The organism is Luteipulveratus mongoliensis (assembly GCF_001190945.1).
In the GTDB taxonomy this organism is placed as follows: Bacteria; Actinomycetota; Actinomycetes; order Actinomycetales; family Dermatophilaceae; genus Luteipulveratus; species Luteipulveratus mongoliensis.
The window spans coordinates 4,661,631-4,686,453 of record NZ_CP011112.1; the positions used below are offsets into that span (position 1 = coordinate 4,661,631).

At 67.8% G+C, this 24,823-nt stretch carries 29 protein-coding genes; 9 read left to right on the forward strand and 20 right to left on the reverse strand.

The features are described from left to right. Nucleotides 1–51: 51 nt before the first annotated feature. Nucleotides 52–2,265, forward strand: a complete 2,214-nt coding sequence (locus VV02_RS22140; RefSeq protein WP_052595151.1) for a helicase-associated domain-containing protein — start codon at nt 52–54, stop codon at nt 2,263–2,265. 16 nt (nt 2,266–2,281) lie between these two features. On the opposite strand, the gene VV02_RS22145 is transcribed toward VV02_RS22140, so the two are convergent. From VV02_RS22145 to VV02_RS22155, 3 genes are all read right to left on the reverse strand, one after another. Beyond that, a complete protein-coding gene (locus VV02_RS22145) occupies nt 2,282–2,863 on the reverse strand; it encodes a DinB family protein (protein WP_052595155.1) in 582 nt (193 codons plus the stop codon). 202 nt (nt 2,864–3,065) lie between these two features. Next, nucleotides 3,066–5,015 carry a M13 family metallopeptidase gene (locus VV02_RS22150; protein WP_052595157.1) on the reverse strand — a complete coding sequence of 650 codons (1,950 nt, stop codon included), beginning with the start codon at nt 5,013–5,015 and terminating at the stop codon, nt 3,066–3,068. Further along, nucleotides 5,012–5,962, reverse strand: a complete 951-nt coding sequence (locus tag VV02_RS22155) for a hydroxymethylglutaryl-CoA lyase (protein WP_052595161.1) — start codon at nt 5,960–5,962, stop codon at nt 5,012–5,014. Before VV02_RS22155 ends, VV02_RS22150 begins: the two co-directional genes overlap by 4 nt. Nucleotides 5,963–6,086: 124 nt before the next feature. On the opposite strand from VV02_RS22155, the gene VV02_RS22160 reads away from it, so the two are divergent. Beyond that, nucleotides 6,087–7,730 carry a DNA repair helicase XPB gene (locus VV02_RS22160; protein WP_052595163.1) on the forward strand — a complete coding sequence of 548 codons (1,644 nt, stop codon included), beginning with the start codon at nt 6,087–6,089 and terminating at the stop codon, nt 7,728–7,730. Between the two features lie 4 nt (nt 7,731–7,734). Here the strand turns inward: VV02_RS22160 and VV02_RS22165 are convergent, their stop codons facing one another. After that, on the reverse strand, nt 7,735–9,192 hold the full coding sequence (locus VV02_RS22165; protein WP_052597413.1) for an MFS transporter: 1,458 nt from the start codon (nt 9,190–9,192) through the stop codon (nt 7,735–7,737). A 71-nt stretch (nt 9,193–9,263) separates the two neighbouring features. On the opposite strand from VV02_RS22165, the gene VV02_RS22170 reads away from it, so the two are divergent. From VV02_RS22170 to VV02_RS22180, 3 genes are all read left to right on the forward strand, one after another. Continuing rightward, on the forward strand, nt 9,264–9,617 hold the full coding sequence (locus VV02_RS22170; RefSeq protein WP_245633164.1) for an ArsR/SmtB family transcription factor: 354 nt from the start codon (nt 9,264–9,266) through the stop codon (nt 9,615–9,617). Nucleotides 9,618–9,686: 69 nt separating this feature from the next. Continuing rightward, nucleotides 9,687–9,914 carry a ribbon-helix-helix domain-containing protein gene (locus tag VV02_RS22175; RefSeq protein ID WP_052595166.1) on the forward strand — a complete coding sequence of 76 codons (228 nt, stop codon included), beginning with the start codon at nt 9,687–9,689 and terminating at the stop codon, nt 9,912–9,914. Beyond that, complete coding sequence (locus tag VV02_RS22180; RefSeq protein WP_052595168.1) at nt 9,898–10,248, forward strand: type II toxin-antitoxin system PemK/MazF family toxin; 351 nt, start codon at nt 9,898–9,900, stop codon at nt 10,246–10,248. Before VV02_RS22175 ends, VV02_RS22180 begins: the two co-directional genes overlap by 17 nt. 11 nt (nt 10,249–10,259) lie before the next feature. Here VV02_RS22180 and VV02_RS22185 read toward each other — a convergent pair whose 3' ends face one another. From VV02_RS22185 to VV02_RS22210, 6 genes are all read right to left on the reverse strand, one after another. After that, on the reverse strand, nt 10,260–10,904 hold the full coding sequence (locus VV02_RS22185) for a response regulator (RefSeq protein ID WP_052595170.1): 645 nt from the start codon (nt 10,902–10,904) through the stop codon (nt 10,260–10,262). A 31-nt stretch (nt 10,905–10,935) separates the two neighbouring features. Then, a complete protein-coding gene (locus VV02_RS22190) occupies nt 10,936–12,288 on the reverse strand; it encodes a sensor histidine kinase (protein WP_169787736.1) in 1,353 nt (450 codons plus the stop codon). A gap of 80 nt (nt 12,289–12,368) precedes the next feature. Continuing rightward, nucleotides 12,369–12,932: a dihydrofolate reductase family protein gene (locus tag VV02_RS22195; protein WP_052595175.1), complete on the reverse strand. Its 564-nt coding sequence runs from the start codon at nt 12,930–12,932 to the stop codon at nt 12,369–12,371. Beyond that, complete coding sequence (locus tag VV02_RS22200; RefSeq protein ID WP_052595178.1) at nt 12,929–13,291, reverse strand: hypothetical protein; 363 nt, start codon at nt 13,289–13,291, stop codon at nt 12,929–12,931. Before VV02_RS22200 ends, VV02_RS22195 begins: the two co-directional genes overlap by 4 nt. Nucleotides 13,292–13,352: 61 nt before the next feature. Further along, on the reverse strand, nt 13,353–13,748 hold the full coding sequence (locus tag VV02_RS22205) for a response regulator transcription factor (protein WP_425412285.1): 396 nt from the start codon (nt 13,746–13,748) through the stop codon (nt 13,353–13,355). A 137-nt stretch (nt 13,749–13,885) separates the two neighbouring features. Continuing rightward, nucleotides 13,886–14,356 carry a hypothetical protein gene (locus VV02_RS22210; RefSeq protein ID WP_052595182.1) on the reverse strand — a complete coding sequence of 157 codons (471 nt, stop codon included), beginning with the start codon at nt 14,354–14,356 and terminating at the stop codon, nt 13,886–13,888. 124 nt (nt 14,357–14,480) lie between these two features. Between VV02_RS22210 and VV02_RS22215 the strand changes: the two genes are divergently transcribed. Then, on the forward strand, nt 14,481–15,710 hold the full coding sequence (locus tag VV02_RS22215) for an NsdA family TPR-like regulatory protein (RefSeq protein ID WP_483807002.1): 1,230 nt from the start codon (nt 14,481–14,483) through the stop codon (nt 15,708–15,710). 55 nt (nt 15,711–15,765) lie between these two features. Beyond that, nucleotides 15,766–16,365 (forward strand): NUDIX hydrolase, encoded by a 600-nt coding sequence (locus VV02_RS22220; RefSeq protein WP_083450357.1) that lies wholly within the window; start codon nt 15,766–15,768, stop codon nt 16,363–16,365. Between the two features lie 82 nt (nt 16,366–16,447). Here VV02_RS22220 and VV02_RS22225 read toward each other — a convergent pair whose 3' ends face one another. Together VV02_RS22225 and VV02_RS22230 are read right to left on the reverse strand one after the other, a co-directional pair. After that, nucleotides 16,448–17,209, reverse strand: coding sequence for a hypothetical protein (locus VV02_RS22225; protein WP_052595186.1), 762 nt, complete (start codon nt 17,207–17,209; stop codon nt 16,448–16,450). A 147-nt stretch (nt 17,210–17,356) separates the two neighbouring features. Next, the gene (locus tag VV02_RS22230) at nt 17,357–18,832 is read right to left on the reverse strand and encodes an NCS2 family permease (RefSeq protein WP_052595187.1); all 1,476 of its coding nucleotides are present in this window, start codon (nt 18,830–18,832) and stop codon (nt 17,357–17,359) included. A gap of 52 nt (nt 18,833–18,884) precedes the next feature. Between VV02_RS22230 and VV02_RS22235 the strand changes: the two genes are divergently transcribed. Then, a complete protein-coding gene (locus tag VV02_RS22235) occupies nt 18,885–19,133 on the forward strand; it encodes a DUF2530 domain-containing protein (RefSeq protein WP_052595189.1) in 249 nt (82 codons plus the stop codon). 119 nt (nt 19,134–19,252) lie between these two features. Here VV02_RS22235 and VV02_RS22240 read toward each other — a convergent pair whose 3' ends face one another. The 5 genes from VV02_RS22240 to VV02_RS22260 form a co-directional block, all read right to left on the reverse strand. Continuing rightward, nucleotides 19,253–19,684, reverse strand: a complete 432-nt coding sequence (locus VV02_RS22240; protein ID WP_052595191.1) for a hypothetical protein — start codon at nt 19,682–19,684, stop codon at nt 19,253–19,255. A 55-nt stretch (nt 19,685–19,739) separates the two neighbouring features. Beyond that, nucleotides 19,740–20,393, reverse strand: coding sequence for a hypothetical protein (locus tag VV02_RS22245; protein WP_052595193.1), 654 nt, complete (start codon nt 20,391–20,393; stop codon nt 19,740–19,742). Nucleotides 20,394–20,515: 122 nt separating this feature from the next. Then, nucleotides 20,516–20,767 carry a hypothetical protein gene (locus VV02_RS22250; RefSeq protein WP_052595195.1) on the reverse strand — a complete coding sequence of 84 codons (252 nt, stop codon included), beginning with the start codon at nt 20,765–20,767 and terminating at the stop codon, nt 20,516–20,518. Next, complete coding sequence (locus tag VV02_RS22255) at nt 20,767–21,519, reverse strand: DUF3027 domain-containing protein (RefSeq protein ID WP_052595197.1); 753 nt, start codon at nt 21,517–21,519, stop codon at nt 20,767–20,769. Before VV02_RS22255 ends, VV02_RS22250 begins: the two co-directional genes overlap by 1 nt. Nucleotides 21,520–21,526: 7 nt before the next feature. Continuing rightward, the gene (locus tag VV02_RS22260) at nt 21,527–21,910 is read right to left on the reverse strand and encodes a cold-shock protein (protein ID WP_052595199.1); all 384 of its coding nucleotides are present in this window, start codon (nt 21,908–21,910) and stop codon (nt 21,527–21,529) included. 183 nt (nt 21,911–22,093) lie between these two features. Between VV02_RS22260 and VV02_RS22265 the strand changes: the two genes are divergently transcribed. Continuing rightward, entirely contained in the window at nt 22,094–22,906 is an 813-nt protein-coding gene (locus VV02_RS22265) for a metallophosphoesterase (protein WP_052595201.1), read from the forward strand. 11 nt (nt 22,907–22,917) lie between these two features. Here VV02_RS22265 and VV02_RS22270 read toward each other — a convergent pair whose 3' ends face one another. The 3 genes from VV02_RS22270 to VV02_RS22280 are packed head-to-tail and all read right to left on the reverse strand — an operon-like array spanning nt 22,918 to nt 24,820. After that, entirely contained in the window at nt 22,918–23,520 is a 603-nt protein-coding gene (locus tag VV02_RS22270; protein WP_052595203.1) for an HAD family hydrolase, read from the reverse strand. Continuing rightward, entirely contained in the window at nt 23,513–24,193 is a 681-nt protein-coding gene (locus VV02_RS22275) for a hypothetical protein (protein WP_052595205.1), read from the reverse strand. The genes VV02_RS22270 and VV02_RS22275 overlap by 8 nt, the downstream gene beginning before the upstream one ends. Before the next feature lie 12 nt (nt 24,194–24,205). Further along, a complete protein-coding gene (locus VV02_RS22280) occupies nt 24,206–24,820 on the reverse strand; it encodes a histidine phosphatase family protein (protein WP_052595207.1) in 615 nt (204 codons plus the stop codon). Nucleotides 24,821–24,823 lie beyond the last annotated feature (3 nt).

Sequence of the window (24,823 nt, forward strand, 5' to 3'; positions counted from 1 at the left end):
GAGAGGACTCTCTCATAATTCGAGTGGCCCGACAACGTCTAGGCTGATCCGGTGCCTGAGCCTGTACGCAGCTACGCGGATGACCTCCGCGGCCGCGCTGACCACCAGCTGCAAGAGCTGGTCCGTCGGCGCCCTGACCTGGCTCGTCCGGCTCCCGTCGACCTGACCGCCCTGGCCGCCCGGGCGGCGACTCGTCCCAGCACCCAGCGCGCGCTCGAGCAGATCGACGCGGATCTGCTGCACGTCATCGAGGCCGTCCTGGTGGCCGGCCACTCCGGTCCGGCCGCAGCCGCACTCCTGTCCGTCGACGAGTCCGCGCTCGCCGAGCCACTCCATGAGCTGTGGCGCCTCGGCATCCTGTGGCAGTCGGCCGAAGGCATGCGCCCCGCACGCGCCATCGGCGAGATCCTCACTCACCCGGCGCATCTCGGCCCACCGGCCGCGGAGCTCGGGGTGCGGCCTCCTGCCGACGTGACGGCGGTCGTACGCACTCTCGGTGAGCCCGCGACCAAGGTCCTGGACCGCCTGCGCTGGAGCGCGCCGCGAGCCACCTTCGAAGGTCCGGCCCTGACGGCCGCGCGCGACGAGCTGGTGGCAGCCGGCCTGATGGTTCAGGTGGACGACACCGATGGCGTACTCCCCCGCGAGGTACAGCTCGCGCTGCGGGACGGGCGGCTCTACGAGCATGGCCTTCAGGCCCCGACCGGCTCGGTCGCCACGCGTCCGATGCCGGACGTCGACGCCGCTGCGGGCGCTGAAGTGCTCGAGCTGCTCTGGCGCGTCGAGGAGCTCGCCCGCGCCTGGGAAATCAACCCACCGCGGGTGCTCCGCGCCGGCGGCCTGTCCGTACGCGACCACAAGACTGCGTCCCAGGTCATGGAGACCACGCTCGAGCAGTCCGCGTTCATCATCGAAATGGCTTGCGCTGCAGGGCTTTTCGCGCAGGACAACGGACTCGAACCCGCCTGGGCACCGACGTCGGCGTACGACGAGTGGTCCCTTCGCGAGGCATCGCGCCGTTGGGCTCTGCTCGCCCAGACGTGGTGGCAGACCACGCGCGCTCCGTCGGTGATCACGCAGGGCAGCGCAGGCGGGCCGGTCAACGTGCTGAGCGACATCGTCACCTGGCCGCTCATGCGAGGTCGCCGACACGACGTCCTGCGGGTCCTCGCTGACCTGCCCGAGGGCTCGGCCCCCGAGCTGCACGACGTGGACGCCTACCTGCACTGGCGTCGCCCGCTGCGGCTCCCGGAGGGCGCACCGACGCGCGCGGACGTGGTGCTCCAGGAGGCCGCGTGGCTCGGTGTCACTGGTCGCGGGGCGCTCTCCTCGGCCGGTCACGCCCTCATCGCCGGTGACGAGGTCGCCGCAGTGATGGCCAAGCACCTGCCGACTCCGGTTGACCACATCCTGCTCCAGGCCGACCTGACGGCCATCGCTCCCGGACCGCTCGAGGACGACCTCGGACGCTTCATGCGAGTCGCCGCAGACGTCGAGTCACGTGGTGGCGCAACGGTTTTCCGCTTCACCCCGTCGAGTGTGCGGCGCGCGCTCGACACCGGGTTGTCGGCCGCGGACGTGATCGCGCACATCACCGCTGCCAGTCGTACGCCGGTGCCTCAGCCGCTGGACTATCTCGTCGGTGACGTCGCTCGCCGTCACGGCCAGGCGCGCGTCGGGTCAGTCGGGTCCTACGTCCGCAGCGACGACGAGACCGCGCTGGGCGCGATGCTGGCCGACCGTGAGCTCGCTCCGCTTCAGCTGCGACGGATCGCCCCGACGGTGCTCGTCTCGCCCGTGCCGGCCGGCACGGTGCTGGACCTGTTGCGCGATCACGAGCACACCCCCGTCGCCGAGACGTCCGACGGCGGACTGGTGCTCACCGCACGCGAGGCGCGCAGGGCGCCCGCCCGGCGTACGAATGCCCGGCCCGTCGCCGTCGAGCAGGTGGACGAGCAGGCGGCCGAGACCTTGATCGCGGCCCTGCGACGACGGGAGGCCAGTGAGGCGGAGCGGACCCTCACCCAGCAAGGGCCGCGCATTCCCGAGACCGATCCGACCTCGACCGTGACGATGCTGCAGGACGCCTCGGCCGAGCACGTCGCCGTCTGGATCGGCTACGTCGACGAGACGGGTGCGACGCGGCGCGCGCTGTTCCGGCCCGAGCGGGTCGACGGCGGACGCGCCGTGGGCACGATCGACGGCTCACCGGCGCGGCGGACCTTCGTGGTCCACCGCATCACCGGCGTCGCGCCGGCCGTCTGACCTCATCGACTCCGCGTCAGCTGCGTGCGCGGTAGAGGTCGCGCAGCACGCTGATCTCCGCGCCGTGGGCGATCAGCTCGCGGTTCATGTGCAGCACCAGGTGGCCGAACGGCGCGGCCTGGTCGATCTCGGTCGCCTGCGACAGCCCGACCGTGAACACCTGCTCCTCGTCGAGGTCCGCGATCGCCTGCTGCCACGCGTCGATCTGTCGGGTCAGCGCGGCGACCGCGTCCTGCGCGTTGCTGGCGAAGTCGACGCTGTCGCGACGCTTCTCGTGGCCACCGAAGGTGTGCTCGTAGCGCTCGAAGAACGCCTCGGTCAGGTGCGCGATGAGCCAAGCGATGGTGCGCGTACGACCGTCCGAGCCGTCGTCCGGCGGCCACTCCATGACCCACTCGCCCGCTCCGACCAGATGGTCAGCGGGCTGGGCCCCGTCACGCCGGCGCACGCTCCAGGCCCCGGGCGCCGGCTCCCAGGCCCATTCCTCGTCGGACAGGTCGTCCAGGGCGCCGCTCAGCACCAGCCACGAGAAGCCGAGCTGACTGCGCACCATGGCCATCGCAGTCGGCCGCTGCAGCATCGTCCAGTCGAAGTCCATGCGCTCACCCTGGCAGGAAGGACGGACACTGGGCCGGCGATCGCCCCACCCAGTGGGGCCCGTCGATCAGAAGAGGGCTTTCGCGCACTGTGCACTGCCCCGTCAGGTGGGGCAGTGCACAGTGCGCGAATAGGGGCCCTCGTCGAGCTCCGCCCCACGTGATGAGGCGCATGTCTCGACGAGCGCGGCGACAAAGGGCCGGCTAGAAGATGCGGACCTGGTCGGCCTCGGCGAGGTGCATCGCGTCGCCGGGCTGCACATCGAACGTCTCGTGGAACTCGGTCAGGTTGCGGGCGACGTTGGCGCGCTGGTCGGTCGGGCTGTGCGGGTCGATCGTCAGCAGCCGCTTGGCCTCGGCCTCGCGCGCCTTGCCGCACCACACCTGCGCCCAGCCCATGAAGAACCGCTGGTTGCCGGTGAAGCCGTCCAGCTCGGGCGACGGCGTCTGCTCCTGGGCGATCTGGAACGCCTTGTAGCCGATCGTCAGGCCGCCGAGGTCGCCGATGTTCTCGCCGACGGTCAGCTCGCCGTTGACCTTGTTGCCCGGCGCGTCCAGCGGCTCCAGCTCGTTGAACTGCTCGATGAGCTTCTGGGCGAGCGCGTCGAAGGCGGAGCGGTCGTCTTCGGTCCACCAGTCCGTCAGGCTGCCGTCGCCGTCGTAGCGCGAGCCCTGGTCGTCGAACCCGTGGCCCACCTCGTGGCCGATGACCGCGCCGATCCCGCCGTAGTTGACCGCGTCGTCGGCGTCGACGTCGAAGAACGGCGGCTGCAGGATCGCGGCCGGGAAGACGATCTCGTTCATGACGGGCATGTAGTACGCGTTGACCGTCTGCGGCGTCATGAACCACTCCTGAGAGTCGACCTCCTCGCCGACACGGTTGAGCATCCGGTCGACCTCCCAGGCGGCCGCGCGAGCAACGTTGCCGACCAGGTCGTCGGCGCGAATCTCGATGGCGGAGTAGTCCTTCCACTCATCGGGGTAGCCGATCTTGGGCGTGAACTTCGACAGCTTGTCCAGCGCCTTCGCCTGGGTCTGCTCGCCCATCCAGGGCAGCCCGCCCTCGAAGTCGCGTCGGAACGCCTCGAGCAGGTTGGCGACCAGCGTCACCATCCGCTCCTTGGCGTGTGGCGGGAAGTGCTTCTCGACGTAGAGCTGGCCGGCCGCCTCGCCAATGAGCGACTCGACGAGCTCGACGCCGCGCTTCCACCGCTCCTTGAGCTCGGGGATGCCGGACAGGGTGCGGCCGGCGAAGTCGAACTGCTCCTCGACCATCGCCTTCGTCAGGTAGGACGCACGGTCCGAGACCAGGCGCCAGGTCAGCCACGCGCGCCAGGTCTCGATCGGCTCGTCGCGCAGCGCCTCGGCGAAACCCGTGAGGTACGAGGGCTGCTCGACGTTGGCGGGGTCCAGCACTGTGGCGTCCGCACCGATGCCGTCGAGCCAAGCGTCCCAGTCGACACCCGGGGTGAGCGCCTCGATCTCGGCGCGCGACAGCTTGTTGTACGTCTTCACCGCGTCCCGGGACTTCACCCGGTCCCAGTGCGACTTCGCGAGCCGGGTCTCGAGTGCCATCACGGTGTCTGCGAGGCCGGCGTCCAGACCCGCGAGCCCGAGCAGCCGACCGATGTGCGCGACGTACTGCTCACGCACCTCGGCGTGGGCGTCCTCGCGGTAGTAGGACTCGTCGGGCAGGCCGATGCCGTCCTGCACGACGTAGAGGACGTTGCGCTGCGGGTCCTTGGCGTCAGCGATCGAGTAGAACCCGACGAAGCCGGACACCCCGGTGCGCTGCCACTGCCCGATCAGCCGGAGCACGTCGCTCGACGACTGCGCGGCCTCGACCTTGGCGAGGTCGTCGGCCAGCGGCTGGACACCCAGCTCCTCGGCGCGCGCCTCGTCCATGAAGGAGGTGTAGAGGTCACCGACCTTGCGGCGGGGCGTCCCCGCCTCGGCGTCGGACTGGGCAGCGTCCTGGATGATCTCGCGCATGGCGGCCTCGGAGGCCTCGCGGAGTCGGTCGAACGAGCCGAATCGTGCACGGTCAGAAGGGATCTCGGTCTGCTCACGCCACGTGCCGTTGACGAACCCGAACAGGTTGTCCTGCGGCCGCACCGAGCGGTCGAAGTTCTCGAGTGCGAGTCCGGACTTCATGCGTTCTCCTTGGAATCTGTCTGTGCCAGCGCACGTACGACGCGTGATGGCGATGGTCGCCCGAGCTGGGTGGCCATCCAGGTGCTCGTCTCCACGAGTGTGCTCAGGTTGACACCTGTCTCGATGCCTAGTCCTTCACAAGCCCATACGAGGTCCTCGGTCGCGAGGTTCCCCGTTGCGCTCTTGGCATAGGGGCAGCCGCCGAGGCCACCCGTCGAGGCGTCGACGACGGTGATGCCCTGCTGGAGCGCGGCGATCGTGTTAGAGAGGGCTTGACCGTAGGTGTCATGGAAGTGGACGGCAGTCGACTCCACACCAATTCCCTTGTCCTGCAACGCATCCAGCAGGCGCACGACGTGGCCGGCTGTGCCGACACCGATCGTGTCGCCGATGCTGAGCTGGTCACAACCCAGGTCCATCAGCCGCTTGCTCACGTCCACCACCTGCTCCACCGGGACTTCCCCCTCCCAGGGGTCACCGAAGCACATCGACACGTACGCCCGCACCCACATTCCGGCCTCGCGCGCACGCTCGACCACCGGCGTGAACATCGCGATGGACTCCTCGACGGACCGGTTGAGGTTCTTGCGCGCGAACGTCTCCGTCGCGGAGCCGAAGATCGCGATGGCACCGACCCCTGCAGCCAAGGCGTTGTCCAGCCCGCGCTCGTTGGGCACCAGAACCGGGCGGCGTACGCCGGTGCCCGCCTCTCCCAGCTGCTCCAGCAGGGCGGGCGCGTCGGCCAGCTGCGGGATCCAGGACGGTGGGACGAAGGAGGTGGTCTCGACGGTCTCCAGACCAGAGGCGAGGAGCCGGCGTACGAACTCGGCCTTGACCTCAGTGGGCACCACCGCCTTCTCGTTCTGCAGGCCGTCGCGCGCACCGACCTCGTAGATCGTGATGCGTTCGGGCAGACCATCCATCGACACCGTTGTCGGCAAGCTCATGCCGCCCATCGTCGCACCGTGCCCTCGGGCCGATGCCGCTGGTCGAGTAGGCGAGGGCCGTGCGGGAAGAGAAGGAGGGCGCTGGCGGTTACGCTCCTTGGCGTCGAGACCACAGGGAGCGTGCATGCCGGACGGACCACTGATCGTCCAGAGCGACAAGACGGTGCTGCTGGAGGTCGATCACCCGCAGGCTGAGGAAGCCCGTCGCGCGATCGCGCCGTTCGCCGAGCTGGAGCGTGCGCCCGAGCACGTGCACACCTACCGCGTCACTCCCCTGGGCCTGTGGAACGCCCGCGCCGCCGGCCATGACGCCGAGCAGTGTGTCGACGCGCTGATCCGCTACTCCCGCTACCCGGTGCCGCATGCGCTGCTGGTCGACGTGGCCGAGACGATGGACCGCTACGGCCGACTGCGCCTGGAGAAGGACGGCGACCGACTCACCCTCGTGACCACCGATAAGCCGGTGCTCGAGGAGATCCTGCGGCACAAGAAGATCCAGCCCCTCGTCGGCGACCGCCTGGACGACTACACGGTCGTCGTGCACAACTCCGAGCGCGGCGCCATCAAGCAGCAGCTCATCAAGGTCGGCTGGCCGGCCGAGGACATGGCCGGATACGTCGACGGCGAGGCGCACGAGATCGAGCTCGCCCAGGACAACTGGTCGCTGCGGCCCTACCAGCAGCAGGCCGTCGACGGCTTCTGGCACGGCGGCTCGGGCGTCGTCGTCCTCCCCTGCGGCGCGGGCAAGACACTCGTTGGCGCGGCCGCGATGGCCAAGGCGAGCGCCACCACGCTCATCCTCGTCACCAACACGGTCAGCGCCCGGCAGTGGCGCGACGAGCTCCTGGCGCGGACGAGCCTGACGGAGGAGGAGATCGGCGAGTACAGCGGTGCCCGCAAGGAGATCCGCCCGGTCACGATCGCGACCTACCAGGTGCTCACCGTGAAGCGGAAAGGCATCTATCCGCACCTCGACCTGCTCGATGCGCGCGACTGGGGTCTGGTCGTGTACGACGAGGTGCACCTGCTCCCCGCGCCAATCTTTCGCATGACGGCCGACCTCCAGGCGCGGCGTCGCCTGGGTCTCACCGCGACGCTGGTCCGCGAGGACGGCCGGGAGTCGGACGTCTTCAGCCTCATCGGGCCGAAGCGGTTCGACGCGCCGTGGAAGGACATCGAGGCGCAGGGTTACATCGCGCCCGCCGACTGTGTCGAGGTGCGCGTGACTCTCAACGAGACTGACCGAATGGCTTATGCCACAACGGAACCCGAGGAGCGCTACCGCTTCGCGTCCTGCGCGACGGTCAAGGATCCGGTCGTCGAGCAGCTCGTCGCCAAGCACCGCGGTGAGCCGACGCTCGTCATCGGTCAGTACCTCGATCAGCTGGAGACGTTGGCCAACCGCCTTGACGCCGACATCATCACGGGCGAGACATCCGTGACCGTGCGACAGAAGCTGTACCAGCAGTTCCGCGAGGGCGAGATCTCCACGCTCGTGGTGTCCAAGGTCGCGAACTTCTCGATCGACCTGCCCGAGGCGTCGGTCGCGATCCAGGTGTCCGGCACGTTCGGCTCACGCCAGGAAGAGGCTCAGCGTCTCGGTCGGGTGCTGCGGCCCAAGGGCGACGGACGGACCGCGCACTTCTACACCGTCGTCGCGCGCGACACCGTCGATGCGGACTTCGCCGCGCACCGGCAGCGCTTCCTCGCCGAGCAGGGTTACGCGTACCGCATCGTCGACGCGGACGATCTCCCGACGCTCGCCTGAACGTTCATCGCCTCGTCGAAAGGGCGGTCTCTCTAGCCGCAGCCGGAGCGCTCGGGTGGGAACCACGAGCCAGTACGCCCGTGAGTGCAGCCATCGCGATCACAAGGGCGACGCTGATCCAGGCTGCGATCTCGGCGGCCGACGCGTAGTCGGTGGCGCCCGACGGATGGTCGCCGAGCACGCTGAAGAACACGGATCCGACGACAGCCAGTCCCGCTGAGCCGGCGAACTGCTGAGTGGTGTTCAGCGTCCCGGAGGCGATCCCGGCCTGTCGGGGCTGCACACCTGAAAGAGTCGCGCCGATGAGCGCCGGAAGGATCAGGGTGTTGCCCAGCCCCATGAGCGCAAGTGCCGCAGCAAGCCACGGGACGCCGATGTCTCCGCCCTGCACCTGGAGCATCGCAGCCAGCAGAACGGTCGCGACGAGATCGACGGCGCAACCGAGCAGAATGACCCTCGTCGCGCCGTAGGAGACGATCAGACGCTTTCCGACGAGTGGTGCCACGACTCCCGCGAGCGCCATCGGCGCAAACGTCAGCCCAGCCCGCAGCGGCGTGAGCCCGAGTCCGTTCTGGAGCAGCAGACTGACCACGAAGATGCTGCTGGTGAAGTACGCCATGAAGGCGACGCTGATGGCCAGGCCCGCGCTGAACGTACGGACCCCGAACAGCGAGAGGTCCAGCAGCGGCGCACCACCACGCGCGAGCAACCGGCGCTCGTACGACAACGTGAGCAGGGCCGCAGGGACTGAGGCCACCAGCATGATCCAGCACCAGGTCGGCCAGCCTTCCCCACGGCCGAGCACGAGCGGTACCAGGGCGAGCGCCAGCGAGCCCGAGACACCCACGACACCGACAGGGTCCAAGGTGGCGTCCCGGACGATCGCCGCCGGCGGTAGCACCCGTGCGGCCAAGGACAGGACCGCAAGCCCGACCGGGAGGTTGAGCAGGAAGATCACCCGCCAGCCCAGGCCGAGCACATCAGCGTCCAGCAACAGCCCACCGAGGACTTGCCCGAACACGCCACTGACTGCGGCCGTGACCCCGAACCAGGCCAACGCCTTGGGTCGCTCCGCCGCCGTGAAGCTGCTCATGATGAGAGCCAAGATCTGCGGCACCATCATCGCCGCAGCCAGCCCTTGAACGAGCCGTGCGGCGACCAGCTCACTCGGAGTCTGCGCAATGCCGCACAAGACCGAGGCGGCCGTGAAGGCCGTCATGCCGAGCAGGAACATCCGGCGGTGGCTGAACAGGTCGCCCAGACGTCCCCCGGTGACCAGGCCAGCGGCATAGGCGAACGCATATCCACCGACAACCAGCTCCAGCGCCACCTGTCCGGCTCGCAGGTCGTGCTGCAGCGACGGGATGGCGACATTGACCACGTTGAGATCGAAGCCGTACATGAACATCGCAGCGAGGACGACCGGCAGCAGCAGCCGATGGCGGGTTTCCGAGGGCGACATGGATCTCTCCTGAAGTAGTTCGATGATCTTCGACATGTCGAAGATCATCGAACAATACAAGAAAGTTCGACATGGCGGAAGACTCGATCTACGATCGATCCGTGACAGTGATGACGGATGGGCTCCATCCCGACGTGAGCGAGCTGCAGCTGGCGAGGGTGCTGGCGGCACTCGGCGACCAAGGACGTTTGACGACTGTGCAAGCCCTGGCGCGGCTCGGAGAGTCCGACTGCACCAGGCTCCAGGCCGATGCCGGCCTCGACATGAGCCGGTCGACTTTCTCTCACCACCAGAAGGTGTTGCGCGAAGCAGGCATTCTGCATGCGCGGATTCATGGCTCTCAGCGAATGCTGACGCTGCGCCGTGACGACCTCAACGCCCGGTTCCCGGGCCTGCTCGACGCCGTGCTCGCCACCCCCGCCTGAGCCGGAGCCCTGCGTGGCGCCGTCGGGACAGCGGTAGGAAAGTGGTAGCACCGCCGGTAGCATGACGGTATGAAGCTGAGCGTGAGCCTCCCGGACCCTGACGTCGAGTTCCTCGACGCGTTCGCGCGAGAACGCGCTGAGACTCGCTCTGCCGCGCTACTCCAGGCCGTGCGCCTCCTGCGCGCCCGCGAGCTCGAGGGGGCGTACGAAGAGGCGTTCGGCGAGTGGCACGACTCGGGTGAGCGCGAGCTGTGGGCCGCAGCGACGGAGGACGGCCTGGATGATCCTGCGCGGTGAGGTCTGGCTCGCGGATCTGGATCCACACCGAGGATCTGACGCAGCCAAGCAGCGCCCCGTCGTGATCGTGAGCAACGACGGCGCGAATGCCGCCGCGAGCCGTCTTGAGACCGGGGTTGTCACGGTCGTACCAGTGACCTCCAACGTGGCCCGCGTCCTGCCCTTTCAGGTCGCGCTGACACCGCCGGACTCGGGTCTACGGCGCGAGTCCAAGGCGCAGGCCGAGCAGGTTCGCTCGATCGACGTCGGGCGACTCGGCAGTCGGCTCGGACGGCTCAGCCCCACAGCGCTGTGGCAGGTGGACGAGGCGTTGCGCCTCCACCTCGCGCTCTGATCAGCGAGGGCTCAGCCGCGCAGGAACGCCAGCACGGCGACCACGCGGCGGTGCTGGCTGCTGTCGCCGCCGAGGCCGAGCTTGGCGAAGATCCGCTGCGTGTGCTTCTCGACGGCGCCCTCGGTGACCACCAGCTGCGCCGCCACGGCCTGGTTGGTCAGCCCCTGCGCCATCAGCTCCATGACCTCTCGCTCGCGCGGCGTCAGCGTCGCCACGGGGTCAGGGCTGCGGCGACGGGTCATCAGCTGCGCCACGACCTGAGGGTCGAGCACGGTCCCGCCGGATGCGACGGACTCGACATTGGCGAGGAAGGCGTCGATCTCAGCGACGCGGTCCTTGAGGAGGTAGCCGACGCCACCGTTGCCGCTGGCCAGGAGCTCATCGGCGTAGGACTCCACGACGTACTGCGACAGCACCAGGATCGGTGCCTCCGGCCACGCCTTGCGGATCTCCACACAAGCGCGGAGCCCCTCGTCGGTCTGCGACGGCGGCATCCGCACGTCCGCGATGACGATGTCCGGCCGCTCACGCAGCGCGGCCTCGACCAGCGACGGACCGTCAGCGACGCCGGCCACGACCTCGTGACCGGCATCGCCCAGGATCAGCTGAAGGCCTTCACGCAGGAGGAGCGAGTCATCGGCGACCACCACGCGCATCGCCCTCGTGTCTCCCCACTGCGGCCGGCGATCACCCCGAGGCGGCTGCTCCAGGGCTCGCCGGGATCGTAGCCCCGAGCACGGTGGGACCACCGTCCGGGGAGTCGAGCGTCAACGTGCCATCGACCGAGCGCAGCCGCTGCTCCAGGCCGATGAGACCGTGCCCCTTCGCGAGGTGAGCGCCGCCGGTGCCGTCGTCGGTCACCAGGATCATCAGGTCGCCGTCCCGCTCGGTCAGCTCGACCGACGCGCTGGTCGCCCCGCTGTGCTTCGCGACGTTGGCGAGGGCCTCGCTGATGACGTAGTAGGCCGCCTGCTCGATGTGCGGCTCGTAGACACTCGCCCGCTCCGGGATACCCGCCCCCACGGTCACCGGCACCAGTCCCCGGGCGGCCGACTCGCGTACGGCCGCGACGAGCCCGCGGTCCACCAGGATCGGTGGCGCGATGCCACGGGACAGCGAGCGCAGCTCGTTGAGCGCCTCCTGCGTCTGCTCGACGGCGATCCGCAGCTGGGCGGCCTCCTCCGACCCGCCGTCGGTCTTCGCGATGCGGCGCTCCATACGGGCCAGGTCCATCTTGAGGCGTACGAGCCGCTGCTGCGGGCCGTCGTGGATGTCGCGCTCGAGCCGGCCCAGCTGCTGCGCCTCCGCGCTCCGCCCGGCCGTACGCCCCTGCTCGAGCTCGTCGATCTCCCGCTCGAGGTAGGCGCGGCCGGACAGCAGCGACTGCGAGATCCCGGCCTGCAGCTGGCTCAGCAGGGCGGTCACGAGCGGCAGCAGCAGGAGCGCGAGTACGCCGATGATGAGATAGAGGGTCACGGCGCCGGAGTAGGACTCGATCCCGATGATCTCGGGGAAGTCTTTGTTGTTGGGGATGTCGTAGAGGTAGTGACCCCACACCGGATAGCTGAGCCCGCCGAGGACCAGCGCCCACCAGCCGAGTGTGATCGCGAAGGTCGCGGTCGACACCGGGAAGATGACCACCGCCCACACCACGTTGAGCCAGCCCTGGGGGTCGCGCAGCGCCGAGATCGCCCGCCGCAGACCGGACTCGCCCTCGCGCCGCTCGATCGGGCGCGGCAGCGGCGCTTCCACGCCCATCCAGTGCCGCAGCGTGCGTCGCTCGGTGTGCGCAAGGCCGCGAGCGAGCGCCAGCACGCCGACGAGCACGAACAGGCCGCCCACGAGGATCAGCAGCGACACCCCGAGGGCCACGCCGATCACGACCAGCACGAAACCGATCAGGTGGGTGGGCCACGAGAACAGGAGGTACGCGCTCGAGGACAGAGTCCGGCGTACGACTGATCGCCCGGGCGTCCGACGGGAGGGCTCGGGCACGGCTGACGGCGGGAGAGTCTGCTGCATGGCGGGTGTCGTGGACATGTTCATGACGCTAGGCATCGGTCCACAGCGAACCTATCCCGCGAGCAGGCCACGTCGCTGTCGGGTTAGCCCGACAGTGCTCATCGCGCGTGGTCGACCTCGAGCACGATGCGGATCCGCTGCCCGATCTGCTCTGCCTGACGAAACCGCATGCGCGAGGACGTGATTCGCCGCGGCAGCAGGGGCGCTCCCGCACCCAGCGTCACCGGTGTCATGCCCAGGATGATCTCGTCGAGCAGGCCCGCGTCGTCGAGCTGACCGACGAGGTCTCCACCGCCGAGCACCCAGATGTTCTTGTCACCGGCCGCCGCCGCGATCTGGTCGTACGCCTCCCGCACGTCTCCCTCGACGAACGTCACGTCGACACCTGGGATTGCCGGCAGCTCGCGATGGGTGAAGACCCACGCAGGGCGGTCGTCGTAGAACTCGTGCCACTGCGCCGGATTGGCCACCATGTCGTGCCGGTCGAGCATCCACTCGTACGTCGTCGCACCCATCACGAGCGGCCCGACGTCGGCGATGAAGACGTCCCAGTAGCCGTCGTCGACGTCGTGCGGGACCTCGAAAAGCCAGTCGAGAGAGTTGTTTTCGTCGGCGATGAAGCCGTCGAGCGTGCACGCCGTGAAGTATTGGACCTTCGTCATGACAGCAACGCCTCCGTATCGACCGCGGCCAGGCGGCGCGCGCCGCCTCGACATCCGTAGGACTCCAGGATCAACTCGGTCAGCTCGCGGCTGTCCAGCTCGCCGAGGACTGCCCACAGCGACACCCGAAAGCGAAACGTGTGCACGACCGGGAACGTGTCACGCCGTCCGGACAGCACCTGCGCCGTGTCCATCTCACCGGTCCAGAGCTGCACCAGCTCGCGATCCTGCTCGTCCCACCGCAGCCGCGCGAACTGGTGGCGACCGGCGTACCAGGCGGGTGAGCCCTCGTGCGCCTGTCCCAGGACCGCGTCGGGCAGTCGCCTGCACAGCGCGTCGACATCGTTCCAGCTGGCCATGACCCGACGTTAGAACGCGGGTCCGACACCCCACTTGATCGATCTTGCGGTGCTCTCAGACTCAGTCGTGATGAACGTGCTTGCAGCGACGCAACAGCGCCCGCACCCGAGCCATGAGCTCGGGAAGCCGGAACGGCTTGGTCACGTAGTCGTCGGCTCCAGCATCGAGCCCGACGACGACGTCCATGCGGCCCGACCGAGCGGACAGGATCAGGATCGGCATCCGATGGCCCGCACGGCGCAGCTGTCGACAGAGGTCCAGTCCATCAGCATCGGGAAGCTTCAGGTCGAGGATGACCATGTGCGGGCCTTCATCGACCGCCTCCATCGCGGCGATGCCCGTATCAGCGACCCGAACAACAAGGCCCTCCCGGCGCAGCGCTCGCGACAGCGGCTCCGCGACCGACGGGTCGTCGTCCACCAGCAAGACATGCGTCCTGCTGTCGTCCTCCACCACGCCAGTTCCCCTGCGCTCCAATGTCATTGCGACGGACCCAACGCGGTCACCCATCACTGCCCCTCTTGAGCCCAACCAATGCGCAGACAGATCGCTGAGGTCTTCCAAGCCACCCGAGCCAACCTCGCAGAGCGTGCTCATCGCGCTTCGGCTAGAGCGAGATCGGAAGTGACCTGGCGGATCACGTCCGTCAGACGTCGACCGGCGACCTGCCGCATACTCAGCCTGCGCAGTCCGACTCGCTCTCGCACGTCATTGACGGCCTCGGTCAGTCGCAGTCCCAACGGGGAGTGGCTTCCCGATGGATGTGGGGTAGTCCGTTCGAGGTCTTGCCAGACCTGGACCTGGAACGCATCCAGGCAGAGGTAGGTCCGCACCTGCTCGACCAGCGCGGGGTCGTCGGCCACGGCGACCATGTCTCCCCGATGAGCGATCAGCAGACGCAGGAGAACGGGCTCATCGAACTCGTGAGCCCACGGCTCGTACTCCTCGATGATCGCCCTCGCCCGTCGGTACCGCTCTCTGTTCGCACCCAACGACGTCCCCTCGACACCAAGGCCGATCATGTCGCTCGGTGACCAGTCCGCAACCTGCTCAAACGTGCTCACGCCGCCGTCCCTCCCGGAGTTCGCTGCCTTGAAGTCCTTTCGCTTCAGAGTCGCGCCGGTCGTCTACGTTGTGGAGTAGGTACGCGTTGGCTGACAACGTTGGCTGACAGCGTCGAGCGAATGGATCGGGTCTGTGGACTTCGGACGTGAGTTGCGCCGGCTGCGTGAGGAACGCGGCTTGTCCTTGCGCGCGCTGGGCGCTCGAACGCACTACTCGTACGGCTATTTGCACGACGTTGAGCACGGCCGGAAACGGGCAACATTCGAGCTGGCCGCTCGGCTAGATGAAGCCCTCGCCGCAGAAGGGCGGCTAGTGGCATGCGCGACGTCTTCGAGTCCAATCGGAGAACTCGCCTCTGGTGCGCCACCGGTCAGCGACCTGCAGGTCATCGCCTCTGTCTGGGAGTGGGAGTTCCTCCCCGAGAACCCCGACGCGAGCCGAAGCCGTGGCCGACGCATCGGCGCGGCAGACGTTGAGATGCTTCGATCGGCCCGCACACGCTACGAGAACATGTACCGGCAGGTCGGCGGCGTAGCCACTATCGGCCGCGTCTCTAGCTTCCTCGATCAGCACGCGACCCCACTACTGCATGGCACCTTCACCGATAAGACGGGGCGCGGGCTGCATCAAGCCGCGGCGAGTCTTGCTGCCGTGGCTGGAATCTGCGCCTTCGATGCCGCCGACCACGATCTGGCGCGGCGCTACTTGCACGATGCCCTTGGGCTCGCCCGCACTGGCGGAGATCGCGGCCTCGGTTGCTACGTCATTGCTCTGCTCGCAAACCAGTCGTTTCTTCTTGGCGACTACCCGCAGAGCCTGGCGTTCGCCGGAGCGGGGCTGCGCGCGACTGGACCGCAGATCTCGCAGGCGCTACGAGCAGACCTCTCGCTCACGCTGGCGAAGGCGTACGCACGCTTGGGTGCCGCGACGGACTCTCATCAACAGATGACCGCCGCCGAGCGTGCTGCCTCAAACATTCGTCCCGAGAATGAGCCTCCCGAGACCAGTTATATCCAGCCCGGCTTGGTCGAACTCCAGCTAGCCGAGGCTCTTACCCACCTCAATGACTTGAAGCCAGCACGCCGATTTGCTGAGCAAGCAGCGCGGATGCCAGCTCACCCCCGTGGACGCGTTCAACGCCTCGCCACTCTCGCCAGGGTTGAGTTGAGCGAGGGCGACGCGGACAGCGCTTCGGCCCTTGCCCACACGATGGTCGATGCGGCGACCGGCATGGAGTCCCACCAGCTCAAGAAGAGATTCGCCGAGTTGCGAGACCGGCTCTCACGTGTCGACTCTCCCGCAGTCGAAGGCGCAGTACAGCGGATCGAGCAGTTCCTCGCCGTCCCTCTCTAGCCGTCCCTGTAGCGTGGCCCGCAGATCTGGGGGCGTAGCGGATGGAGACCCGACCATGCAGTGGATCAACCACGGTGAGACAACGGTCTACGAGAACCCGTGGCTGACCGTCAACATGGCCGACGTCGAGCTCCCTGACGGCCGCCACCTGAGCCACACGGTTCTCCGCGAGAAGCCGGTCGCTCTCTGTGCTGCCCTCAACGAACGTCGCGAAGTCCTGATGCTGTACCGCCACCGATTCATTCCCGACACCTGGGGCTGGGAGGTGCCGGGTGGAGGTGTTGACGACGGCGAGAGCCTCGACGAGGCCGCTGCGCGAGAGCTGTTGGAAGAGACGGGCTGGAAGGCGACCGGCACCCTGAAACACCTCCTCAGTGTGGAGCCCGCCAACGGCATCTCGGATGCGACTTACCACCTGTACTGGACGGACCAGGTCGAGCATGTCGGCGAACCTGAGGATGACTTCGAGTCCGCGCGCCGTGAATGGATTCCGCTCGTCAAGGTCCCCGAGATGATCGCAGCAGGAGAGATTCGAGGCGCTGACACCGTCGCCGGGCTCCTGCTCCTTCACCACCGAATGGTCGGGGCCAGCGAGCAGGCGGTCGACATGGCGAATCGCTTACCGAGCGGCCGCGGATCGCGGCCCCACATCTGACGAACAGTCCCGCGCTAGGCGGACTCATGCGAAAACGAATTGCGAACAACGATGTTCGCAATTCGCCAGATTCTCACCCTGCTTACCGGCCCGGAGTCCTTCCGCCCGACGAGGCGCGATTGAGACGCATCTTGCGACGCCGGGTGACGTTGTACCACCACGCACGTTTGAACCGGGCCGGAATCCAGATGCGCGCTCGCTGCGGAAACCACTCTGGATCGGTCAAAGGGTCGCCGCCGATCCTGTCCGGATGGCCGTCCGTGGACCACCGCGGATTGCGGCCGAGCCACAAAGGTCCACGGTTATCACTGTGATGCGGGTACACCGTGTAACCAAGTAGCGCCTGCACTCGACCATGCTTGCCAACATTCCAGCTCGAGGAGCTGTCCCACGTGCCGTTGCGCCATCGCTTTTCAAAGTTCCTTGGGTCCTCCCGCCAGTCGCGAATCTCGGTCAGTAGCCAGGCATAGTGATCTACCAACCACGTGCCGTCCGTACGTTCTTCGATCGTGCGGACGAGATGCTGGACGACACGTGCCAGCGCTGGTTCGTCGCGCGCCGACAAAGCGCGCACCCGGGTCAATGCCGACATGACGTCTGCCTTGTCGCCCAGATAGGCAGGCACATCTTCACCCTGGTATGCGCGCATGATGGGCGGCCAGAGCAAGTCCTCAAGCACGGTCACAGCAGCGCTCAAGTCCTTAGCACGGTCGTGCTTCTCGTTCGACTTGATGGCGCTACGTGCGACTGCGAAGGAGACCAATCCACCCGTGAGTGTGCCGAACGCTGCAAGCACAAACGGGTCAGCCATCGTCGCCACCGCCGCCGTGCCTGCATCGAACACCCGCACGCATCATCGACGGCTCCTATTCCGGGGCGCTAGAAGGCCGATGCTAGGCGAACCGACTCCGCGAGGACGCGAAAAGTCAGTCCACCGGCCCGCCCATCTGCCTGCACCCTGCCTCAGGGCCGAGGCACGCTTCTCGGCGAATCAGTCGACGCCGAAGATCTGCTTCAACGGGTCGATAGCGAAGTAGAGGACGAACAGCACTGCGATCAACCACATCAGCGGGTGCACCTGCGACGTCTTGCCGCGCACGACCTTGATCAGGACGTATGCGATGAAGCCGGCGCCGATGCCCGCGGTGATGGAGTACGAGAACGGCATCAGCACGATCGTCAGGAACGCCGGCAGCGCGATCTCGATGTCGGCCCAGTCGATGTCCTTCGCCTGCTGCATCATCAGGAACCCGACGATGACCAGGGCAGGCGTGGCGGCCTCGTACGGCACGATGTCGACCAGTGGTGCGAGGAACGTCGCGAGCAGGAACAGGACGCCGGTCACGATCGAGGCGAGGCCGGTGCGCGCGCCGTCGCCGACACCTGCGGCCGACTCGATGTACGACGTGTTGCTGCTGACCGAGGCCGCGCCACCGGCCGCCGCGGCGACCGAGTCGACGACCAGGATCTTCTGCGCGTTGGGCGGATTGCCTTCAGTATCAAGGAGTTTGCCCTCGGCGCCGACCGCGACCATCGTGCCCATCGTGTCGAAGAAGTCAGCCAGCAGCAGCGTGAAGATCGTCAGCAGCGCCGCGACCGCACCGAGCGACGAGAACGACCCGAGCAGTGAGAAGTCACCCAGCAGATCGAAATGCGGCGTGGCCACGACCTCGTCGGGCAGCTTCGGGACGTTGAGGCCCCACGCGCTGGGATTGACGACCTTGCCGGTGGCATCCGTCTGGCTGCCGATGTCGGCGATCGCCTCGACAATGATCGCGAGCACGGTGGCGCCGACGATCCCGTAGAGGATCGCGCCCTTCACCTTCTTGACCAGCAGTACGACCATCGCGATCAGCCCGAGGCAGAAGACCAGGGTCGGCCAGCCGCGCAGGTTGCCGCCCACACCGAGCTCCAGCGGTACGCCCGCAGCCGGCTTGCGGACGAATCCCGCGTCCACGAACGCGATCAGCGTCAAGAACATCCCGATACCGATGGTGATCGCCGTCTTGAGCGACGCCGGGATGGCGTAGAAGACGGCTTTCCGGAAACCGGTCAGCACCAGGACCAGGATGATGATGCCCTCGAGCACCACCAGACCCATCGCGTCCTGCCACGACACCTTGGGCTGCGCGGCGATGCTGAACGCGACGAAAGCATTGAGGCCGAGGCCGGTCGCGAGCGCCAACGGGTAGTTGGCGTACGCCCCCATCAGGATCGTCATCACGCCGGCGACCAACGCCGTACACGCAGCAACGAGAGCGAGATTGGGCGACGTACCGCCGCCGAGGTAGTGGCCGGTCCCGTCCTTGACGGTGCCGATGATGAGCGGGTTGAGCACCACGATGTAGGCCATCGTGAAGAACGTGACGAAGCCGCCACGGACCTCTCGGGTCAGCGTCGAGCCGCGCTCGCTGATGCGGAAGTACTTGTCCAGGCCGTTGCTCACCTGCGGCGTTGTCGTACTCATGCGCGCAGACTAGGGGGATCGGTGGGTGCGATGCGGCCTTACGCTTGGCCTTGTGACCAATCCGGCAACGCCTCCGCACTACGACTCGGAGCACCCGACCGCGCTGCCCTTCGACACCCTGCGGGTGGTCGAGATCGGGATCGCGCTGTGGGCGATCGCTCTGGTGGCCGCGCTGGCCATCCCCGCACTGCACGAAGGTGACCGCGACTGGTGGCCCTGGGTGCCTGTCGCCGGCATGGCCTTGGGCGCGCTCGGCTGGGTCTACCTGCGCCGCGGCCGCGGCAACGCCGCCGAAGCCTGATTGCGCACCGTCAGAAGAGGCTGGCCCGAGAGCTCGTCTACCTCGCCGGTGTCAACAGCCGCCTGCAGCGCCAGAAATGAGACCTGTCTTGGTCGCACGATCGTGCCAGTCGGGTCGGCTCAGGGCTCGTGTGTGCCGGCCAGGATCCGTAGCGAGATCTCTGCACGCGGCCGTAGGTTCGAGGGGATCGCGCCCCAGGCCGCGTGGGAGTCTGGCAGGTTGCGCGACAGTGCCGCGATCCTGCTGGTGTCCGAACCTGTCCACTGTGCGTCGTCGTCTCTGATCGCATCGGCGTCCTCGACGGTGGCTGCCAGCATCGCAGCGTCCTCGAGATGGCGGTCCTTGTCGCGCGAGTCTTGAAGGTACGCACCGCCTTTCAGCGTCATCGCGCCTAGGACGTTCGGCACGCTGATCGTGACCGGTGGGTCGGCGGTGATGGTGCAGTCGACGGTCTTGCGCAGTGCGCTGGTCCCGCCGGGTGCCCGAGTCCGCCGATGAGCGTCCAGGACGTTGCCGGCATTGCTCGAGCCAGCTCGAATGCCTGGGGCCAAGGTCGCCCGAACCCGCCGGGTGGCGGCTGGACCTCCCACTGGGTCCGGGCGCTGGTCACAGCACTGACTCGAGGTACCTCGTCGCGGCTGCCTTCTCACGCGTCAACCCGCGCTCGATCAGGTCCAGTGCGGTGGTCACCGATCCGATGACGAAGGGCACCTCCGTGGCGTGTACGAGTACGTCACCCTCGGCGTCGCCGATCAGCCCGAACCGCTGCTCGAGCTCGTTCACGGCCAGCGTGTACCCCTCGACCCGATCCCCCTCTGCTCTGGTCAGGTCCAGGTCCACCCCGAGCTCGTCCTCCCCCAGCCTCGACACACCGCTCAGCGCGAGCTCGGTGGCCAGCGCCGCTCGAGTGCGACGTGTCTGGGTGTACCGCCGCGTGAGCGCCCGGTCACTCGCCAGCCGCACGAGCTCCTCGACCGAGACTTCGCCCAGTCGCCGCTTCAGACGAGATCGGGCACTTCCGACCAGCCGTGTGGTCTCCCCCTGCTGGAGCAGCTCGATCGCGGCCCAGGCTGTGTTCGCGGTCCATCGCCGGCCGCGGCTGTGCTGCCCTCGAAGGATGGACGTGACGCTTTCGTCGTCCACCAGCACTGACCGCCCGACCCGCCGTACGACCTGCAGCCGGCCGGTCTGGGCAAGCCGCTGCGCCTGGCGCTGATTCACGCCAAGTCGGGTTGCCGCATCATCCAGCGTGATCTCCATAACTGAAATAGTCGCTTAACCGTCTATATCAGTCAATCCTTCCACTTTGGCGACCCAACTGGGCACACCAACGGCTCGTTCCAACAGGCCATGACTGGGACCTCGGCGTGGCGTCCTGATCGTCAGGTGGTCGAGTCTTCGTCGGACTCGTCGTAGACCGTCCGGTGGATCTCGTGGCCTTCGTCGTCCTCGTCGTACGTCTCGGTCACGGTGGTACGACGGCGGTGGCGGCCGTAGTAGTTGACCGCGATCACGGCACTGCCTGCGAGCATCAGGATCACGCCGGTCGTCTGGATGTCGAAGCCCTTAGGCTCCCACCTGACCGCGAAGGTCAGGATGGATCCGAAGACGAGCATGCCGATCCCGCCGCCCATTACTGCACCAGGTCTATGGCGAACTCGTCGAGCACCGGTGGGTCGATGTGCTCGGGCTTCGGCGGTGCCGCGTCGGCCTCGGAGTGCGCACCGCACCCGTGATCGAGCGAGACGACGGTGCCATCGGATGGTGACCAGGCGCTGGCGCAGACGCCGAACACCTGACGGAGCACACCGGACATCGGCACGAAGTAGCCACACGTGGAGCACGGAGCCGGGGCCTGCTCGGCCAGCTCGGTGTGCGGACCGTGGTCACCGTCGTACCAGCGCTGCGCGGCGTCGTCGCGACCCTCGCCCGACAGCACGCGCGGGCGGCCGAGGCCCAGCTCGAAGAACGCCATCTCGTCGACGTCCTCCTCGCCCGTGGCCTCGAAACCTGCCTCGAGCAGCGGGTCGGCCTCGACGAAGGCGGTGATGTCGCCAGGGCCGATGTCGCCGGGAGCCAGGCGATCGGCGTACGGGAGCCACTCGGGCGACAGCATCGCGGCGTCGCCCGGGACGAGGTTGGTCTCGCTGACCGTCGCGAACTTCTGGCGGGGCACCCGCGCGACGGTGACGGCCCAGAGCCAGCCCGGATAGGCGCGGCTGGTGCACTCGAAGTAGTGCGTCGCGACGCGCTCCCCGTCCATGGTGACGCGGACGTGCTCGCCGACGGTGCCGGGCGTGGCGATGCTCTCGGCCGCCTCGCGTGCCAGGTCCACGGCAGCAGCCAGGACCTTGTCCTGCTTGACGGTGCCGTTCTTGGGAGCCATCAGAAGATCACGCCTCGATGTCGTCGGCAACGGCGCGCAGCACCGCTGCCACCTTGGCGGCTTGCGCCTTGTCGGGGTAGCGCCCCTTGTGCAGGGAGGATGACACGCCATCGAGCAGCTTGATGACGTCTTCGACAATCACGCTCATGTCGTCGGCGGGCTTGCGGTGCCGCTCAGAGAGCGATGGAGCCGGGTCGAGCACCTTGACGCTGAGCGCCTGGGCACCGCGACGGCCGTCGGCCACGCTGTACTCCACACGGGTCCCGCCCTTGAGGGTCTCCACGCCGGCCGGGAGCGCGTTCACGTGCAGGAACACGTCCTGACCGTCATCGCCGGAAACGAAACCGAAACCCTTGTCGGCATCGAAGAACTTCACCTTGCCGGATGGCACTGTCCACCTACTTGATCGTTGTCGGGTGCTGCCCGGCCAGTCGCACCATGACTTCAACGAAGCAATTCGCGATCGTCAGCGGTGGCGGCAGCACGGCAGCCTCTCAAGGTTATCCGCTGGAGCGCTACCTCTGAAATCCATAACCGCAGGTAGGCGCCCCGGCGGCACGCCTAAGGTCATCGGGTGCGTGAACGACAGGATCGGCCCTTGTACGCCGTCGGAGACATCCATGGCCACCGCGACGAGCTCGTGGCGGCCCTGCGCGAGACCGGTCTCGTCGACGACGCCGGCGACTGGACGGGTCAGGACGTCGACCTGTGGTTCATGGGTGACTTCGTGGACCGCGGCCCGGACGGGATCGGTGTGATCGACCTCGTGATGCGGCTTGCGGAGCAGGCGCGCGAGTCCGCCGGGACCGTGGACTCCGTACTGGGCAACCACGAGGTCCTGATGCTGGGCTACCACCGCTTCGGCGACACCTCTGATGCCACCGGGCTGCACAGCTTCGGGCTGAGCTGGCTGCGCAACGGCGGCCAGGAGTCGGACCAGGCGGGCCTCACCGACGAGCACATCGAGTGGCTGCGCACCCGGCCGGCCGTCACGCGGCAGGGCGAGCACCTGCTGATGCATGCCGACACCACCGGCTATCTCGACTGGGGCGCCACGATCGATGAGATCAACGCGACCGTGGCCGGCCAGCTGACGGGCGACGACCTCGATCAGTGGTTCACGGTCTGGCGCACCATGACCGCCCGCCACGCCTTCCGCGACAACCACGGCCAGGCCGAGGCCGAGCGGATGCTCGGGGTGCTCGGCGGCGAGCAGATCGTGCACGGCCACAGCATCATCGCCGAGTGGCTGGGCGTGGATCCCAAGGCCATCACCGGACCGATGCCGTACGCCGGCGACCGGGTTCTCGGGATCGACGGCGGCCTGTACGACGGCGGGCCCTGCCTCGTGGTCGAGCTCCCCTACGCCGATCCCGCCGCGAGCTAGATCAGCGCGAGCTAGACCAGGGCGAGCACGTCGGCCAGGCCGTCGACAACGTACGTCGCGCCGGCCTCGCGCAACGTCGCCGCGTCGTGCGGACCGGTCGTGACGCCGATGCCGGGGACCTGAGCGGTGCGCGCGGCGCGCATGTCGCCCGCGTGATCACCGACGTACGCCGTCGCTCCGTGCTCCTGCAGGCCGCGCGCCTTCGCCTCGGCGAACAGGTCACCGACGACCTCGTCGGGTGACAGGCCGACGTGGTCGAGCACGGCGGTGATGGCGGTCTGGACCTTGGCGCTCACGACCACGACTCGGCCGCCACGCTCGTGGATGGCGGCGAGCAGGTCGTGCGAGCCCGGCATCGCGGTGGTCATGTCGACGGCGTCGATCAGGTAGGCGGCGCGGTAGTCCTGCGCTGCGGCCTCGACCTTCTCCTCCGGCAGGAAGAGCGCCAGGTTGTCGTAGAGCGGTGCGCCGATCAGGGGCCACAGCTCCTCGTCGGTGGCGCTGCCGCCGTGCTTGCCGAGTGCGTGGTGCATGCACGCGACGATGCCGGCGCGCGAGTCGACGAGCGTCATGTCCAGGTCGAAGCCGACGACCAGCTCCGCGGTGTCAGTCATCGTGAGGTCCTTCTCGGTGCTCGATCGGCGGCTGCGTCGGCTGCTGGGGCGGGTAGTAGCCGGACGGCGGCGGGTAGCCGCCCGTGGCATAGCCCGGCTGCACGGGCGGCGGCTTGTTGGAGGTGTATTTCACGATGCCCCAGATGAAGAGCCCGAGTCCGGTCATACCGACCAGGAAGGGCAGCACGATGGCCAGCAGCAGCGTGCCGCCGACCTTGGTGGCGAGGTTCTTGACGAAGTCGCTGTCCAGGACGAGCACCTCGGACGTGCCGCAGGTGACGCGGTAAGCACCAGCGGGACCAGCGGTGAGCTCATAGCTCTCCTGCCAGCGCTGCCCGTCGTTGGAGACCGACTTGCCCGAGGACGTACGCAGATCGACCGGCTGGCCGTCCGGCCCGGTTGCGGTGCACTGGACCGGTGACGGCGTCTGATCGGAGCCGGCGGTCGCTCCGTCGCCGCCCGTCGTGATGCCGTCAAAGATGAACAGCTTGACCTGCTCGCCGGCGTCGAGCTGGACCGACTCCCCAGGCTTCAGCCGTTGGGCGTCGTCGATCGTGTCCACGGTCCGGCTGATCCCGAACCACAGCGCCCCCACGAAGATCGCGGGCGCGAGCAGGAAGAACAGCAGCGCCCCGACCACCATCCGCTTGACGCCTTCGCGCTTTGTCGGCATGTCTCCCCCTCGTCAGACTGCGGACTTGTCAGTGCTGCCCGGCCACGAGATGACCTGCCAGCGGTCGCGCGCCACGTCCACCTCGGCGGGCACGCAGTTGGGCAGGAAACGCTTGGCGGCCAGATCGTTGCGGACGTTGTCCGACAGGCGCGGGATCACCAGTGACATCACGCCGCCGTGGCTCACCACGAGGACGGTCTCACCGGGATGCGCATCGGCGATGTCGTCCAGTGCGTCCCTGACGCGGTCCACCACCTCGTGCCCGGTCTCCCCGCCAGGGATGCCGACGTCCAGGTCATCGGCCAGCCAGGCGTTGAAGACCCGCTGGGCCCGCGGATCGTTGTAGGGCACGCCGGCCAGGTCACCCACGGCGTACTCCTGCAGACCGGCGATGACCCGCTCGCCCACACCGAGGACCCCAGCCGCGACCTGTCCGGTCTGCACCGCGCGGTCCATGCGGCTGGTGTAAACCGCCGTCACGCCTCGGTCCCGCAGAGTCGTGGCGAGCTCGGCGGCCTGCGAACGTCCCTTGTCGGTCAGCCAGCCGCCGTCGTCGGACAAGACTCCGTGGACGGCGTACTCGGCATCGCCGTGGCGGGCGACGAGGAGCCTGGTGGGTGTACGCACGCA

Excerpts from the sequence above, each read along its gene's own strand:
- VV02_RS22145 (WP_052595155.1), bottom strand. The coding sequence starts at position 2,863 with ATGGACTTCGACTGGACGATGCTGCAGCGGCCGACTGCGATGGCCATG.
- VV02_RS22150 (WP_052595157.1), bottom strand. The coding sequence starts at position 5,015 with ATGAAGTCCGGACTCGCACTCGAGAACTTCGACCGCTCGGTGCGGCCG.
- VV02_RS22155 (WP_052595161.1), bottom strand. The coding sequence starts at position 5,962 with ATGAGCTTGCCGACAACGGTGTCGATGGATGGTCTGCCCGAACGCATC.
- VV02_RS22160 (WP_052595163.1), top strand. The coding sequence starts at position 6,087 with ATGCCGGACGGACCACTGATCGTCCAGAGCGACAAGACGGTGCTGCTG.
- VV02_RS22165 (WP_052597413.1), bottom strand. The coding sequence starts at position 9,192 with ATGTCGCCCTCGGAAACCCGCCATCGGCTGCTGCTGCCGGTCGTCCTC.
- VV02_RS22170 (WP_245633164.1), top strand. The coding sequence starts at position 9,264 with ATGGCGGAAGACTCGATCTACGATCGATCCGTGACAGTGATGACGGAT.
- VV02_RS22175 (WP_052595166.1), top strand. The coding sequence starts at position 9,687 with ATGAAGCTGAGCGTGAGCCTCCCGGACCCTGACGTCGAGTTCCTCGAC.
- VV02_RS22180 (WP_052595168.1), top strand. The coding sequence starts at position 9,898 with ATGATCCTGCGCGGTGAGGTCTGGCTCGCGGATCTGGATCCACACCGA.
- VV02_RS22185 (WP_052595170.1), bottom strand. The coding sequence starts at position 10,904 with ATGCGCGTGGTGGTCGCCGATGACTCGCTCCTCCTGCGTGAAGGCCTT.
- VV02_RS22190 (WP_169787736.1), bottom strand. The coding sequence starts at position 12,288 with ATGTCCACGACACCCGCCATGCAGCAGACTCTCCCGCCGTCAGCCGTG.
- VV02_RS22195 (WP_052595175.1), bottom strand. The coding sequence starts at position 12,932 with ATGACGAAGGTCCAATACTTCACGGCGTGCACGCTCGACGGCTTCATC.
- VV02_RS22200 (WP_052595178.1), bottom strand. The coding sequence starts at position 13,291 with ATGGCCAGCTGGAACGATGTCGACGCGCTGTGCAGGCGACTGCCCGAC.
- VV02_RS22220 (WP_083450357.1), top strand. The coding sequence starts at position 15,766 with ATGCAGTGGATCAACCACGGTGAGACAACGGTCTACGAGAACCCGTGG.
- VV02_RS22230 (WP_052595187.1), bottom strand. The coding sequence starts at position 18,832 with ATGAGTACGACAACGCCGCAGGTGAGCAACGGCCTGGACAAGTACTTC.
- VV02_RS22245 (WP_052595193.1), bottom strand. The coding sequence starts at position 20,393 with ATGGAGATCACGCTGGATGATGCGGCAACCCGACTTGGCGTGAATCAG.
- VV02_RS22250 (WP_052595195.1), bottom strand. The coding sequence starts at position 20,767 with ATGGGCGGCGGGATCGGCATGCTCGTCTTCGGATCCATCCTGACCTTC.
- VV02_RS22255 (WP_052595197.1), bottom strand. The coding sequence starts at position 21,519 with ATGGCTCCCAAGAACGGCACCGTCAAGCAGGACAAGGTCCTGGCTGCT.
- VV02_RS22270 (WP_052595203.1), bottom strand. The coding sequence starts at position 23,520 with ATGACTGACACCGCGGAGCTGGTCGTCGGCTTCGACCTGGACATGACG.
- VV02_RS22275 (WP_052595205.1), bottom strand. The coding sequence starts at position 24,193 with ATGCCGACAAAGCGCGAAGGCGTCAAGCGGATGGTGGTCGGGGCGCTG.